This window comes from Thermococcus sp. JdF3, assembly GCF_012027495.1.
Lineage (GTDB): Archaea > Methanobacteriota_B > Thermococci > Thermococcales > Thermococcaceae > Thermococcus.
The window spans coordinates 172,324-186,283 of record NZ_SNUK01000004.1; the positions used below are offsets into that span (position 1 = coordinate 172,324).

The window sequence follows — 13,960 nt, forward strand, 5'->3', positions numbered from 1 at the left end:
CAATGAGGTGTGGACTTCATGGAAGATTCATTGAGATTGAAATAGATATGGAATCCTTTGAGCCAGACCCATTTCCCGGCCGTTTTCCCATTCTTTTTTTGGTGGCTGGGCATGAAGTAGGGGGATACCACGATGAGGGATGGCTTGGCGACTTATATGCTCTCTTTCAGGATCTACTTCTATGTACAAGAGATCTCCTAAAATGCCCTAAAAGCTGTTTTAACAAAAGGAAAAACGCCGAGAATGACGGTTTTGATTTATTGCCTGGTAGTTATGTCTGCGGGCCAATACTTGACCTTGATTTTAACACGTATTATCTCGAAAGAAAAGGGGAATTGTTGCGTTTTCATTTCATAAATGAAGCTCCCAAGTATATTTCTTCGAAGAACCCCCTTCATGGCACCATTGAACTACCGTTTGAGACCTTTGTCGCCGATATTCTCAAAATAAGCGAGGAGTACCTTGAAAAATGCTTCCCAATAGAAATGGAGACTAAAGCCATGCAATATAACGGATTTACAGAGGAAATTTCTCGGCTTAGGCAATACTTAGAAAACCTCATACAGGAAATTAAAACAGAACTGGATTTTGAGCATTAATTGAAAAATTGAAAAACAACCTTCTGGCCCTTAGGGCAGAGGATTGTCGAGCCTAAAACCGGGAGGGTTGTCCAGCTTCCAAAAGTCTTCAGGGACGAGAAAGAGCTGAGGAAGTTCCTTGATGAGGTGGTGGAGAGGGCACTCCAGACCCCCAAATATGCGGGGAAGTTCAAGGAGGGCAGTGTCACTTTGACCTTTGACTGTAAAGAACTCCACAGAGAAGGTGGGGAAAGGTTAGTTGATGCTCCGAGCCAGTCTCTGGAGGGAGCGCCATGCCATGGTGGGTTGGAACTTTAAAGCCGATGAGTCTCATGGGGGGATACATAAAAATCATCGTAGACCCTAACGAAGATACGTGCTTTCCCTCGCCCTTCCCGACTCTGATGACCATTGGCGGAAGACTCATCATAGGAGGGGTCTGGAAGTCTTCGGGCTGCCTTCCGGCCATGGTGGCGACGAACCTTCACGGCACGTTTCAGGACCTCCTTGACCTCTGCGTTTCCCTCTTTGATCCCGAGTTCCAGGAGCGGGGGGAGATGGTGGACGTGCGCAGAGCCGCCCGGGAACTCGGCTTCGACGTCGGTGAGTACACAAAGCTCTACCAGACGGGACTCTTCGTTGACCAGGGCGTCACCTCGGTCTTTTTCGAGCTCATTGGAGAGACGCTGAGGGTCCACTACTTCAACGAGCTCCTCAAGTTCAGCGACTGCGATGAAGTGCCCAGGATGCATAAAGGGACGGTTGAGGTTCCCTTCAGGGAGTTCGCGGAGGATGTTCTCCTGCTCTCGGAGCGGTTTCTCAGGGAGGTTGCGCCGGTGCTCGAGGAAGTCTGCCCCGAGCCGTACGACCCGGGGTATCTGTGGGAGCTGTACCTCGACCTGAAGGCGAGGTTAAGGGGGTGGATGATTGAGTGGGTGAAGGTCTACTGGGGTGGCAGGGTGACGTCCCTCGCGGCCATGCCCGGGGGGAACATAGTGGCGGCGGGAGTCGCGGAAAAGGAGGCCCTCCTCCGAGATAAACACGGTCCGTACCGGGCGATCCTCGGCGGGGGTTTCGTGGCGAGGCTTGATCGGGGTGGGAATGTCAAATGGTTCTGGTTAATCCACACGGAAAGCAGGCTAGTGATAACGGACGTGAAGGTCTTTAGGGGCTGGGAGATACTTGCCTGCGGGTGGATGGAGGGGAGGGGCCTCACTGAGAGCAGTGGGGTTGTCCTAAAACTTGACGGGGACGGCAACTTTATCTGGGGCAGAAAATTCGATGGGGCCGTGATGGACACCTTTAACGCCCTTGCGGTGACAGAAGACGGTGGGGCGGTCGTTGTCGGCGAAACGAGGAGCTTCGGCGCGGGAGTCAGTGACGCCCTGGTTCTAAGGCTCGACAGGGATGGGAACTTCGTGTGGTGGGGAACTTACGGCGGCAGGCTCTGGGACGGGGCCGAATCCGCTGTAATTGATGGGAGTGGTCGAATTGTTGTGGCCGGTTATACGTACAGCTTTAGTGAAGGTGCCCCAAACGTGTGGTTGCTCTGGCTGGACGATGATGGTGACGTCCTTATGGAAAAAACCTACGGGACGGAAAGCTTGGAAAAGGCCGTTGGGATTGCAGTGATCCGCGGGGGTGACCCGGTAGTGGTCGGAAAAACCTACGACCCCGTGAAATCCCGCTACGATGCGTGGGCTCTCCGCCTGAACCGGGAGGGAGAACCGCGGTGGGGTCTCAGATTTCCTGGCAAAGAGGTTAAAGACATCTCGGTAAGCCCCGATGGTGATTTGGTTCTCGGCATGGGGGACTTTACGCTGGTCGGGCTTAGCCCCGGAGGAAAACCTCAGTGGGAGGGAAGGTTGCGACTGAAACGGTGGAGCGAGCTGGAGGCAGTTCTGGCCAATGGAAACGTGCTTGCGGGGGGCAAACTCTCATGGGAGAAGGTCCTCATCGCATCAATCAGTCCGGAAAGAAAGCCTCCCGGAGCCGTTGGCTGGGTTCCGGGGATGGGAGAAAGCCAATGCACGGTCTTCGGGGCCTACTCGAACGGCAGGGCCTGCTTTAAGGCAGTTCCCAACGGCAGACTCACGGAGATGAAACTAAAATCGTGGGAGTTCGAGCCCGATGTTTTCGGCAGCCTCAGGGAGCTCGTTAGGAGTCGTTCGGGGTGGTGTGTTGGGGATAGTTGTCGTTAAAATACTTCTGTTTCTCGTATCGCCTCCGGATCGAATACCTTTAAAAGCTCGCCCCTACTCCTTCTGGGGATGACCATGTACCGGACGCACTATTCGAGCCAGATTACGGAGGAACTCAACGGCCAGCGCATCAGGGTGGCCGGCTGGGTCTGGGAGGTCAAGGACCTCGGAGGCATAAAATTCCTCTGGATAAGGGACAGGGACGGTATAGTTCAGGTAACCGCCCCCAAGAAGAAGGTTGACCCGGAGCTGTTCAAGCTTATCCCGAAGCTCAACGCGGAGGACGTTGTTGCGGTTGAGGGAACGGTGAACTTCACGCCCAAGGCCAAGCTCGGCTTCGAAATCCTCCCGGAGAAACTTGAAATCCTCAGCAGGGCGGGGAGTCCGCTTCCGCTCGACCCGACCGGAAAGGTAAAGGCCGAGCTGGACACCAGGCTGGACAACCGCTTCATGGACCTCAGAAACCCTGAGGTAATGGCGATCTTCAAAATCAGGTCCAGCGTTTTCAAGGCCGTCAGGGACTTCTACCATGAGAACGGCTTCATCGAGGTTCACACCCCCAAGATTATCGCCACCGCCACGGAGGGCGGAACCGAGCTCTTCCCCATGAAGTACTTCGAGAAGGACGCATTCCTTGCCCAGAGTCCCCAGCTCTACAAGCAGATAATGATGGCGAGCGGCCTCGACAGGGTTTACGAAATCGCCCCAATATTCCGCGCGGAGGAACACAACACGACCCGGCACCTCAACGAGGCGTGGAGCATCGACAGTGAGATGGCCTTCATAGAGAACGAGGAGGAGGTAATGGGGCTCCTCGAGAGGCTCGTCGCCCACACGATCAACTACGTCCGCGAGCACAACGCGCGGGAGCTTGAGGTTCTCAACTTCGAGCTCGAGGAGCCAAAACTGCCGTTCCCGCGTGTTACCTATGACAAGGCCCTTGAGATACTCGCTGACCTCGGCAAAACTATAGAGTGGGGCGAGGACATAGACACCGAGGGCGAGAGACTCCTCGGAAGGTACATGATGGAGAACGAGAACGCCCCGCTCTACTTCATCTACCGCTACCCCAGCGAGGCGAAGCCCTTCTACATAATGAAGTACGACGATAAGCCGGAAGTCTGCAGGGCCTTCGACCTCGAGTACCGCGGTGTTGAGATAACCTCCGGCGGGCAGAGGGAGCACCGCTACGACGTCCTCGTCGAACAGATAAAGGAGAAAGGTCTCAACCCGGAGAGCTTTGAGTTCTACCTCAAGGCATTCCGCTACGGAATGCCACCCCACGGTGGGTTCGGGCTCGGGGCCGAGCGTCTGATAAAGCAGATGCTCGACCTCGGTAACATCCGCGAGGTTATACTGTTCCCCAGGGACAGAAGAAGGCTTATGCCGTAAGGTCTTTATACTTTCCATCCATTTTTTAGTTAGTCCAACAACAGGAGGCACGGAGATGAAAAGGATAGCGGCTTTAATCTTGGTAGGGTTGTTCCTCTTTGCGGGTCTGAATGTAACGTCTGCGGTTGCAGGGGATGTTCTGTATGCCAAAATCTCTTCCGTAGAACTTGGGCTGGGTGACAAAGCCGTTCTCGGACCGTATTCGTTCACGTTCACAGATGTCAGTCCTGACTTCACCACCGCTAGAATCTCGATTTCAGCGGGCAAAGGATCCTCTGATGTGTACATTGAAGAGGGTAAAACCGTGTACTATCCATCCGCTACAAACCCGGTGTTTGCGCTCAGTGTTGTCATCTGGAACATCAAAAACAAGCCCATCGTGTACCTCGACATAATGTCACCGCTCAAGGCAATCGATACCGTGGACCTGAAGGAAGGAGAATACTACAGACTGCCCTCGAACTTTCCGGGGATCAAGGTAAAGCTCATCAGTGCAACGAATGACTACGCCACGTTCAACGTGTACTTCCCTTATTCATCCAACCCGACAACCGTTAAGATATCCAAAGGAAGTGGTAAGGGCGTTGCATACAAACTCAACGACAAGTACAGATATCAGGACTACCTGTACATCAAGGTCACGGACTCCACCTCGGACAGTGCCACCTTCGAGGTTTACCTCCCCAAGGTTGCCGCGGTGGATTTCAATATCGTGAAGTCCGACGAGGGTGGAAGCGGAACGCCGTCCCAGAATGAAACCCTCCTCGTGTACAACGGCCTGATGTACACGGGGGAGAAGCTGCCCGTAAAAGTGGATGACACCAGCTACTACGTAAAGCTCATTTCAGTTGTCTCCACGAAGGCCAGCCTCGAGGTCTACAGGAAGTCAACGAAGATTGGTACCTACTTCATAAACATCGGAGAGGTGAAGGCAATACCCGACACCCCCCTGAAGCTCTCCATTCAGAAGACGGAGCCACAGTATAACCGCTCCACGGTACTTGTGTACGCGCCAGAGGGTGCACAGGTGACGCCGATACTCCGCGCCGCCAACATAGTGGCGGATATCGATGCTGTGCCGAAGGAGATAATGCTGAACAACAACCTAGTCGTCGTTATCTCCGTGGAGAACAGGGGAAAGGGCGACGCCTACGATGTTGCCATAGCCGCCCCACTACCCGACGATTTCGAACTCGTGAGCATGGCCAAGTCGTGGACTTTCAAGACATTCCCTGCCTTCACGAACATGCCCGCCCTCATCTACGTCCTCAAGCCCACGAAGGTCGGTGAGTTCGACATCGGAAAGGCGACCGTCACCTTCTACGACGACAAGAGCCTGGAAACGGGCAAGAAGAGGGTAATATACTCCGCGTCGCTCACCGGCATTAAGGTTTACAACGTCCCCTCCATAGACGTCAGCGCCCAGGCCTACAACGGCACCTGGGGTGACTACGTGACCGCCAAGGTTGGGGACAAGGTCAGCCTCAAGTTTACCCTCCACGCCTCCGACGGCAACCCCGACTACGAGTTCGTCAAGAACGCCACCCTGCTCCTCGACCTCCCATCGAGCGTTGACGGGCAGTCCCTGGTTGATATCGGCACTGTAAGGGCCGGCGAGACCAAGACCCTCCAGCTCGACCTCACGGTGCTCAAGGAGGACCTAACCAACATCAGGGCCACCCTTGTATACCTCGATCCGCTCGGTGGGGAGCACAGGCTTGCCCTCGGCAACCTCGTCACGATCAACAGCGTCCCCCCAAGGATAATAACGGAAGAGGTCAAAGTATGGCCGACCGCCGAGGAGCTTCCCTCCTACGTCAACCAGACCCTCGCCAAGATGGACGATCCCAAGCCGCTGGCGGAGGAGCTTGCGGACATCTCCGCCAAATACGTCCCGCCGGAGAGCAACCCGTGGAAGCCCGCGGCGATAGTGTTCATCCTGCTGACCGTCATACTCGCGGGGGTGGCCTACAGGTACTGGGGCGAGGCGGAGAAGCTCAAGGAGAAGCTTGAGCGGAAGAAACAGAGGCGCCCTGGAGGACTGCCGAAGAAGGAGGGCGAGGAAGAGGGAGAGGGCTCTGAGATAGCTGAGCTCTGAACTTCTTGCCTTTTCTCTCCTTAACTTTATAAATCGGTTCTCGCAGTTTCTTCGGGATGGGACATGTTCAGGTACAAGCAGGTCATAGTCTCCCGGAAGGATCTGAAGCTCAGCAAGGGTAAGTTCGCCGTCCAGGTTGCCCACGGTGCGGTTACCGCTGCGCTGAAGGCTCAGAAGGAGAAACCCGAATGGTTCAAAGCTTGGTTCCATGAGGGGCAGAAAAAGGTCGTCGTGAAGGCTGAAAACGAGAGGGAGCTCTTCGAACTGAAGGCTCATGCAGAGAAGCTGGGAATCCCAACGGCGCTCATCAGGGACGCCGGTCTGACGGAGATACCCCCAGGTACGATAACCGTCCTTGCGATCGGTCCGGCCCCGGAGGAGATTGTGGACAAGGTTACGGGGCATCTAAAGCTGGTGTGAGCGGAAGCCTTTTAATAATTTAACCGTTTTTAGGTTTTGGTGGGAGCGTGAGACTGAAAAAGCTCATTGTTAAGAACTTCAAGAGTCTGAGAGACTGCGAGATTGAACTGGATAAGTTCAACGTCCTTATTGGTGCCAACGCTTCTGGTAAGACCAACCTAGTGGAGGTATTCAAGCTCCTCCGGAAAATCTACGTTGAGAGAGACACCAACCCATTCCTTGACTGGTGGGGCTACAATAATGTCGTTTGGGCCGGAAAAGAGGAGTTACCAATAACCGTGGGGATGCTTTTTGACGTTGATGGCTATGATGTTTATTTTGAAACGACTTTCACAGGGACCGGGGGGAGCTTTAGGCTTATTCATGAAATCTTGGACATTAGCGAGTATGTAACTTTAGAAAAAGAAGGTTCACAATTCGTCATACGATATTCCAATAACTTCTACAGGGCTATCAAAGAAAGTCCCGGACTGTTGGCCGATATAAAACATGAACTTGTTGTAAATGCTCCCCCAAAAAAGTCCATTCTCACCTTACTATCTCCTGAAGAGCCAGCTAGGGCCTTTTTCTCTGAATTTCTTGGAAAATTATTTGGAGTAGTTCCATTGCTTGAAACTGAATCTGGGGACAAAAAAGACCTCTTTGTGGTTTTTCCGAGGATAGAAGAGGACCTTGTTGTCTTTGTGTTTATGCGTGAATTTTTCGAGATGTTTAATTCTCCTTATCTAAGACAGATAAACATTGAAGATGTTAAGACTCCCAAGTTCCCCAAAAAGGAGACAATCCTAAACGCGGACGCTTCAAACCTCATTCCGCTCCTTTATAACATCTGGCTCCGCGAAGGCAGATTGCCAGAGGGAATAGCTGGGCCTCTCTCCATAGCCTTCCCCAACACAAGGGTCTTCTTCCAGCTCACTGAGGATGGAAGGGTCATGATGAAAGTCTTTGAGAACGATCTTGAACTTGCTCCTCCAGGCATCTCTGACGGTTTCTATAAGGTTCTCGCAATACTTACTGCGGCCTATCTCAATCCTCCGCTCCTCATAATCGATGAGATAGAGAACTCTCTCCATCCAGAGACGCTTGAGCTGATAATAGACACGCTCAGGGAAAGCGAAAGTCAAGTCATTATTACAACGCACTCCCCGATCGTAGTTGATATTGTCGAGCCTTCTGACCTTGTGCTCGTTGATAAAGAGAACGGTGAGACGGTCTTCAGGAGAATAAAAGATCCGGAGCGAATAAAGAAGTTCCTCAACGAGAAGGGCCTCACATTGAGCGAGGGCTGGCTTTATGGTTCACTCTTTGAGAACAAAGAGCAGTGATGGGCATGGCAAAGGAGATAGTCATCATTACCGAGGATGCCTACGGGGGAGAGTTCTTCAAGCGTCTCTTGGGCAGATTGAAGCGGGGGGGACTTGCCAGCGTCAAACTCAAGAGGCTCTCTGGAAGGAAGAATCCGATCCATGCTCCCTACCTTTGCAATCATAAGTTAACCAAGATCATCAGGGCTGCTGAGATTGCTTTCCCTGACTTCATACTTATTGTTTACGATGGCGATGGTCCAGCAAATTATGGGTCACGCAAACGGGACATTGAGAAACACATACCTAAAAATATTGGGGTTCCTGTTAAGACTCTCCTCTTTGAGTACGAGATTGAGGAATGGGTATGCAAAAGCCTCGGCTACAGTTGGAGCACCAAACCTTCCGATGAACTGAAAAAGAGAGAGCGTTACACCAAATCCAAGCTTCCAAAGTATGCTGATAAGCTCGACTTTGAGAAGCTCAAACAGAACTGCAAGTCGTTTCGCGAATTTTTGAAGCTTCTGGGTGATTGAGATGGATCATCGCGAGTTTTTTTCCCAGTTCAGGTATCTGAGCAAAAAACCCGGCATTGGGGGCAGGATAAAGGTTCAACCGGAGGATTTCGTGGTCATCGAGGACCCCCTCCCGTCAATCTTTGAGGGGAGGAAGCATGCCATCTTTCTCCTCAGGAAGCACAACTGGGACACGATGAGCGCGGTGAAGGAGATAGCGAAGCGCGCCGGGATTAGCTACAGGGATGTGAGCTTTGCGGGAACGAAGGACAGGCACGCGGTGACGTATCAGTACATAAGCGTGCCGGCCGGAGAGAGGGAGGCCGTTGAGAACGTTCGGATACGGGACATAGAGCTCCGCTTCGTTTCCTACGGCAGGTTTATCAAACTTGGTCACCTCCTTGGGAACCGGTTCCGGATAATAGTTAGAGACGTCGATGAAAAGGCGTTTGAGCGGAGCCGGGAGATAATCCGCGAGCTCCGTGGTATGGGAGGTTTCCCGAACTACTTTGGCTACCAGCGCTTTGGTGAGAGGAGGGTTACCAACCATCTCGTGGGGGGGCTTCTCCTCCGTGGAGACTTCGCGGGTGCCGCGAGGCTTTTCCTGGGTGCCCACGGGGGAGGCATGGAGGGCGACGAAGCCAGGAGACATTTCTGGGAGACGGGCGACGTTGAGAGGGCCCTTGAAGAGTTTCCAAACTTCCTGAGGTACGAACGAACGCTTCTGTACCGCTACAAGGAAACGGGGAGCTGGAGAAGGGCTTTCCTCTCGCTGCCCCTTCCGATAATGCGCATCTTCATCCACGCCTATCAGAGTTACCTCTTCAACCTCTACATTTCCCGGAGGATCGAGAGGGGCATTCCTCTGAACGAGGCCCTCGTCGGCGATATCGTCGTTCAGGTTAAGGGCGGCATCCCCTACCGCGATAGAACGTATCGCGTCACCGAGACAAACCTCGATTTTGTGAACGAAAAGATACGGCGCGGCGAGGCCATGGTCTCCGGCCCGCTCTTCGGCTTTGCGATGAGGAGGGCCAGTGGGCTCCCAGGCAGGCTCGAGGAGGAGATTCTTGAGGACGAGGGCATAACGCTTGAGACCTTCAGAAGGCTCCCGAAGCCGATGGCCGAACCGGGCGGCAGGAGGGAGCTTCTGATACGGCCTCTGGGCCTCACCTACGGTCACATCCCCGGAACAGGCATGTGCTTCCGCTTCTTCCTGCCGAAGGGGGTTTACGCAACCAGCGTTCTCAGGGAGATAATGAAGGACCACTGATGTCCAGCAACCCTTTTATCGGGTTTTCTCAACTTCTTTCGGTGGTGTGAGTGAGGGTGAGGGCAATATCGCTTGACATAGACGGCACCATAACCTATCCCGACAGGCGGCTCAGTGAGAACGCTTTGAGGGCAATACGGCTCGCCGAGAGTCTGGGTGTCCCGGTCATGCTCGTCACCGGCAACTCGGTACCGTTCGCGGAGGCCATGGCCATAATGATAGGCACCAGCGGACCGGTTGTCGCGGAGGACGGGGGCGCGCTGTCCATAAAGGACGGACGGCTGAGGAAGAGAGTTTACCTGACGAAAATGGACGAGGAGTGGATTCTCTGGAGCGAGATAAAGAGGCGCTACCCTGAGGCCGTCATGAGCTTCTCGATGCCGGAGAGAAAGGCCGGGCTTGTGATTATGAGAACGATTCCAGTCGAGGCGGTCAGGGAGATTATAGGGGAGCTCGGGCTGAACCTCATCGCGGTGGATTCCGGCTTCGCGATACACGTTAAGAAGCCCTGGATCAACAAGGGTACGGGGATTGAAAAGGCCTGTGAGATACTCGGGATAAGTCCCAGGGAAGTTGCCCACGTCGGGGATGGAGAAAACGACCTGGACGCCTTCCGCGCCGTCGGCTACCGCGTTGCCGTCGGCCAGGCTCCAGAGAGCCTGAAAAAAGCTGCGGACTACGTGACGAAAAGGACCTACGGTGAGGGGGGTGCGGAGGGCATAGTTCACATCCTTAAAGAATTCGGCTACATGGGTGAGGGCGATGATGATCCGTTTGGCGACCCTTGACGACGTTGCCGGAATAGTGAAGCTCCATACCGCCGGAGAAGAACTGGCGGGCAATCTCTACCGGCGCTACTCTATGGGAGGGCCCTGGATGAGTGCCGAGACGCTCGCGATTCACATCAACAACCTCCTGCTGGACAACCAGCTGGTTGCCGTAGCGGAGTTGAACGGAGAAATCGTAGGCGAGATAGAGGTTCTCCTCTCTGAAGAGCCGATTAAAGGGAAGCTTATGCCAATCGCCCACATTGACGTCATCGAGGTTCATCCGGGTTACAGGGGCAGGGGTATTGGAAGGGCGCTCATCGAGTTCGTCGAGGAGATTGCCGGGGAAAGAGGGGCCCGGCTTCTCACAGTTCAGCCGGATGACGCTGCCAGGGGCTTCTACGGGGGGCTCGGCTTCAGCGTTGCGCTGTTCTCAGGAACGATCGTGCGGGTCCCCACGGGAGGGGCCGGGAGAACGGAAATCACGGAATTCGGTTGGGAAGACGTTAAAAACCTCGAACTGGTTGCAGGTCGCTTTCAGAGCTCGTACAGCATGTTCTTTTCAGCGTTCAAAGACAATATCGCCGGAATTCACCACACGGTCGAGAGCGGACGGAGCGGGGCCTCGTACTACGCTCTCCGAAACCTCCCGGGCAGAGGCGGCCTGGCACTGCTCCTGTGGGGTAGACTTGAGGATGTGAAGCCTGTCCTGGAGAGGGCCAAGGTTCTTGGCTGCGAGAGGGTTTTAACGGTTCTTCCCAACGGGGTCGAGAGCTTTGGGGTCCAAAAAGTTAGGGAGGTAGAGATAATCGGAAAATCCCTCACCTGAGAAACTCTCGCACCAGTGCGACCTCCATCGCCGTTCCGAGGTGGAGCACGTCCTCGTCAACGTCGAACCTCGGGTGGTGGTGTGGATAGATTATCCCCTTTTCCTCATTGTAGATTCCAAGCGTCAGGAATGTTCCAGGGACTTTCTGGAGGTAGAAGGCGAAGTCCTCGGCACCCATGGTTGGCTCGACGTCTCCGTGCTTCAGGCCGTACTTTTCGGCCACCTTCCTGGCGAATTCTGTCATGCTCCCATCGTTAACCGTCGGTGGAACGAGCTCCTCGATTGACAGCTCATAGGAAGCCCCGTGTGCCTTTGTGACGCCTTCGAGTATCTCCCCCATGCGTCTCTGAATAAGCTCGCCTATCTCGTGCTTGAAGAACCTTATCGTACCCTTCATCTCGACCTCCTCTGGAATCACGTTGAAGGCCGTTCCCCCCTGTACGGCAGTGACACTTACAACTCCAGTCTCAATCGGGGAGATGTTTCTGCTGGCTATGGTCTGGAGTGCGAGTATTGCCTCCGCCGCTATCGGGATGGGGTCAACGGTCTGGTGCGGCGATGCCCCGTGGCCGCCCTTCCCGATTATCCGTGCCTTGAATATGCCCGCACCGGCCATGAACGGACCTTCCTTTATGCCGATGACCCCACTGGGGAGGTCGTGCCAGACGTGGAGGCCGAACACAGCATCCACGCCATCCAGGGCTCCACCTTCGATCATCTTCACCGCTCCGTTGCCGCCCTCCTCTGCCGGCTGGAATATCAGCCTCACCCTGCCGTTGAACTCATCGATGTGCTTCGGGATTATCTTTGCAGTTCCGAGGAGCATGGCAGTGTGTGCGTCGTGTCCGCAGGCGTGCATTTTTCCGGGAACGCGGGACTTGTAGGGGACATCGTTCTCCTCCTCAACGGGCAGGGCGTCCATGTCCGCTCTGAGGGCTATCGTCTTCTCCCCCTCTCCGATGTCTGCTATTATCCCGGTTCCGACGCGCTTTATTCTGTACCCCCATTCGCGGAGGTGCTCCTCCACAATCCTTGAAGTTCTCTCCTCCTCGTACTTAAGCTCTGGGTGCATGTGGAAGTCCCTTCTCCAGGCTATTATCTCTTTCTCAATCCTCTTTGCCTCTGAAACCGGGTCGAAGCCCATAGTCCTCACCGTGGAACATTCTGTGGAGGAGGATATTAGCTTTTCGATGCCCATCTGAAAGAGGACACCGACCGTAAAATTTATAAACCCACCCAGATAGGTGATTACGGCGTCGATGGAAGTGGGCCGGTAGCTCAGCCTGGTATGAGCGCCGCCTTGGCAAGGCGGAGGCCCCGGGTTCAAATCCCGGCCGGTCCACCATTCCTTGGGTTGGGCCCGTGGTCTAGACTGGTTATGACGTCACCCTGACACGGTGAAGGTCCGGGGTTCGAATCCCCGCGGGCCCACCATAAGAAACTTCTGCCAAGCAAAAGTTTCATCAAAGTTCGTAGCTCCTTCTTGAAGTGCAAGTTCTTGGGAGGTTTTCTACTTAAAATCAAGTGTTTTGAGTGAGAGCTCCTTTAGGAACTCATTGTAAAGGGGTTTAACCCTAAAAAGACGCCCAAAGGGCGTCAGAGGAAAAGTAAACCCCTTTGATAAGCTTGGCATTTTGTTCATTGTTCTCTATTAAAAACAGATTCTCAAGAGAAAGAAAACCGAAACTTTTCCAAACGCGACAATGCAAAGAGCTACAAACTTTTGGTCAAGCTTTTTCCAAACGCTTGTTTGCCTGCACGACGTCGGGCTTTGCTCGGGTGTAGACTGAGACGATAAGGTTTATAAGACAACGCCCCAACCAACCGTGAGGCGAGACCGGTGGGGCGGGAGATAACCGAGGAAAAGCTCCAGAAGTACTTTAGAATCACCGAAGAGGCTTTAAAGACCCTTGAAATAGCCGTCCACGAGAAGAGCCTTCTTAGGGGCGTTGCGGAGGATTTTCTGACGATGGCGAGGAGCTATTTCAACGACGCCAGGTACTACTACGAGAGGGGCGACTACGTGACGGCTTTCGCGGCACTCAACTACGCGCATGGTTTTATCGACGCCGGCGTGAGGCTTGGCGTTTTCAGGGGAGAGGATGACAGACTTTTTGCCTTCGGCTGAGGTGAGAGCCATGGGAGACTACGTCGTCGTTTTGGAGGCACCCATAATCGTGAGGGACGTCGAGACCAGTGAGGACGCGATAAACGTTGCGGTTTCCAAGGTCGCCAAGGCGCTCAACAAGGAGAAGCTCGATTTTGTGAGGGTTGAAATAGGCTACTCCCAGTGCCCCGTCTGCGGGGCCCACTTTGAGAGCGCCTTCGTCATTGGCTCGGTTGGTCTCGTGGGGATGTACCTCACGATTAAGGTGTACAACGCCCAGACCATCGAGCACGCCGAGAGGATAGCCAAGGCCGTCATCGGCAAGGCCCTCAAGAAGGTTCCCCTCAAGGTCTATGAGATACGGGAGCTGACCGAGGAGGATGAGGGGGACGGCGTGGAGCTTGGGGAGTGATCAAGTTTCCCCCTCAATTTCCTCTTCTGAAGCCGTCTCCGCGTACACCCACAGTGCGCCCAGG

At 54.2% G+C, this 13,960-nt stretch carries 13 protein-coding genes and 2 tRNA genes; 14 read left to right on the forward strand and 1 reads right to left on the reverse strand.

Translation table 11 applies throughout. From position 1 onward, the window contains the following. Window positions 1–2: 2 nt before the first annotated feature. From E3E42_RS07945 to E3E42_RS07990, 10 genes are all read left to right on the forward strand, one after another. On the forward strand, window positions 3–599 hold the full coding sequence (locus E3E42_RS07945) for a hypothetical protein (protein WP_240913670.1): 597 nt from the start codon (window positions 3–5) through the stop codon (window positions 597–599). Between the two features lie 272 nt (window positions 600–871). Continuing rightward, window positions 872–2,779, forward strand: coding sequence for a hypothetical protein (locus E3E42_RS07950; RefSeq protein WP_167903868.1), 1,908 nt, complete (start codon window positions 872–874; stop codon window positions 2,777–2,779). Window positions 2,780–2,854: 75 nt separating this feature from the next. Then, a complete protein-coding gene (aspS, locus tag E3E42_RS07955; protein ID WP_167904046.1) occupies window positions 2,855–4,171 on the forward strand; it encodes an aspartate--tRNA(Asn) ligase in 1,317 nt (438 codons plus the stop codon). A gap of 55 nt (window positions 4,172–4,226) precedes the next feature. Next, on the forward strand, window positions 4,227–6,269 hold the full coding sequence (locus tag E3E42_RS07960; RefSeq protein ID WP_167903869.1) for a protein BatD: 2,043 nt from the start codon (window positions 4,227–4,229) through the stop codon (window positions 6,267–6,269). Between the two features lie 63 nt (window positions 6,270–6,332). Next, window positions 6,333–6,689: a peptidyl-tRNA hydrolase Pth2 gene (gene pth2 / locus E3E42_RS07965; RefSeq protein ID WP_058939228.1), complete on the forward strand. Its 357-nt coding sequence runs from the start codon at window positions 6,333–6,335 to the stop codon at window positions 6,687–6,689. A 47-nt stretch (window positions 6,690–6,736) separates the two neighbouring features. Beyond that, window positions 6,737–8,014 (forward strand): AAA family ATPase, encoded by a 1,278-nt coding sequence (locus tag E3E42_RS07970; RefSeq protein WP_167903870.1) that lies wholly within the window; start codon window positions 6,737–6,739, stop codon window positions 8,012–8,014. A 5-nt stretch (window positions 8,015–8,019) separates the two neighbouring features. Next, window positions 8,020–8,529, forward strand: coding sequence for a hypothetical protein (locus tag E3E42_RS07975; protein ID WP_167903871.1), 510 nt, complete (start codon window positions 8,020–8,022; stop codon window positions 8,527–8,529). Window position 8,530: 1 nt separating this feature from the next. Continuing rightward, window positions 8,531–9,781, forward strand: a complete 1,251-nt coding sequence (truD, locus tag E3E42_RS07980) for a tRNA pseudouridine(13) synthase TruD (protein WP_167903872.1) — start codon at window positions 8,531–8,533, stop codon at window positions 9,779–9,781. A gap of 50 nt (window positions 9,782–9,831) precedes the next feature. Continuing rightward, a complete protein-coding gene (locus E3E42_RS07985; protein ID WP_167903873.1) occupies window positions 9,832–10,569 on the forward strand; it encodes a phosphoglycolate phosphatase in 738 nt (245 codons plus the stop codon). Further along, window positions 10,544–11,377, forward strand: coding sequence for a GNAT family N-acetyltransferase (locus E3E42_RS07990; RefSeq protein WP_167903874.1), 834 nt, complete (start codon window positions 10,544–10,546; stop codon window positions 11,375–11,377). Before E3E42_RS07985 ends, E3E42_RS07990 begins: the two co-directional genes overlap by 26 nt. On the opposite strand, the gene E3E42_RS07995 is transcribed toward E3E42_RS07990, so the two are convergent. After that, window positions 11,370–12,521 carry a M20 family metallopeptidase gene (locus E3E42_RS07995; RefSeq protein ID WP_167904047.1) on the reverse strand — a complete coding sequence of 384 codons (1,152 nt, stop codon included), beginning with the start codon at window positions 12,519–12,521 and terminating at the stop codon, window positions 11,370–11,372. The genes E3E42_RS07990 and E3E42_RS07995 overlap by 8 nt on opposite strands. 123 nt (window positions 12,522–12,644) lie before the next feature. Here E3E42_RS07995 and E3E42_RS08000 point away from each other — a divergent pair. From E3E42_RS08000 to E3E42_RS08015, 4 genes are all read left to right on the forward strand, one after another. After that, window positions 12,645–12,722: transfer RNA gene (locus tag E3E42_RS08000), tRNA-Ala, on the forward strand. Window positions 12,723–12,733: 11 nt separating this feature from the next. Continuing rightward, window positions 12,734–12,811 (forward strand) — tRNA-Val (locus E3E42_RS08005). Between the two features lie 406 nt (window positions 12,812–13,217). Next, window positions 13,218–13,505, forward strand: coding sequence for a DUF357 domain-containing protein (locus E3E42_RS08010; protein ID WP_058939223.1), 288 nt, complete (start codon window positions 13,218–13,220; stop codon window positions 13,503–13,505). 10 nt (window positions 13,506–13,515) lie between these two features. After that, the gene (locus E3E42_RS08015) at window positions 13,516–13,896 is read left to right on the forward strand and encodes a DUF555 domain-containing protein (RefSeq protein WP_014012281.1); all 381 of its coding nucleotides are present in this window, start codon (window positions 13,516–13,518) and stop codon (window positions 13,894–13,896) included. Window positions 13,897–13,960: the final 64 nt, after the last annotated feature.

Bases quoted from the DNA above. Each gene is read 5' to 3' on its own strand.
- E3E42_RS07945 (WP_240913670.1), top strand. From the start codon at position 3: ATGAGGTGTGGACTTCATGGAAGATTCATTGAGATTGAAATAGATATG.
- E3E42_RS07950 (WP_167903868.1), top strand. From the start codon at position 872: ATGCCATGGTGGGTTGGAACTTTAAAGCCGATGAGTCTCATGGGGGGA.
- aspS (WP_167904046.1), top strand. From the start codon at position 2,855: ATGTACCGGACGCACTATTCGAGCCAGATTACGGAGGAACTCAACGGC.
- E3E42_RS07960 (WP_167903869.1), top strand. From the start codon at position 4,227: ATGAAAAGGATAGCGGCTTTAATCTTGGTAGGGTTGTTCCTCTTTGCG.
- pth2 (WP_058939228.1), top strand. From the start codon at position 6,333: ATGTTCAGGTACAAGCAGGTCATAGTCTCCCGGAAGGATCTGAAGCTC.
- E3E42_RS07975 (WP_167903871.1), top strand. From the start codon at position 8,020: ATGGCAAAGGAGATAGTCATCATTACCGAGGATGCCTACGGGGGAGAG.
- truD (WP_167903872.1), top strand. From the start codon at position 8,531: ATGGATCATCGCGAGTTTTTTTCCCAGTTCAGGTATCTGAGCAAAAAA.
- E3E42_RS07990 (WP_167903874.1), top strand. From the start codon at position 10,544: ATGATGATCCGTTTGGCGACCCTTGACGACGTTGCCGGAATAGTGAAG.
- E3E42_RS07995 (WP_167904047.1), bottom strand. From the start codon at position 12,521: ATGGGCTTCGACCCGGTTTCAGAGGCAAAGAGGATTGAGAAAGAGATA.
- E3E42_RS08015 (WP_014012281.1), top strand. From the start codon at position 13,516: ATGGGAGACTACGTCGTCGTTTTGGAGGCACCCATAATCGTGAGGGAC.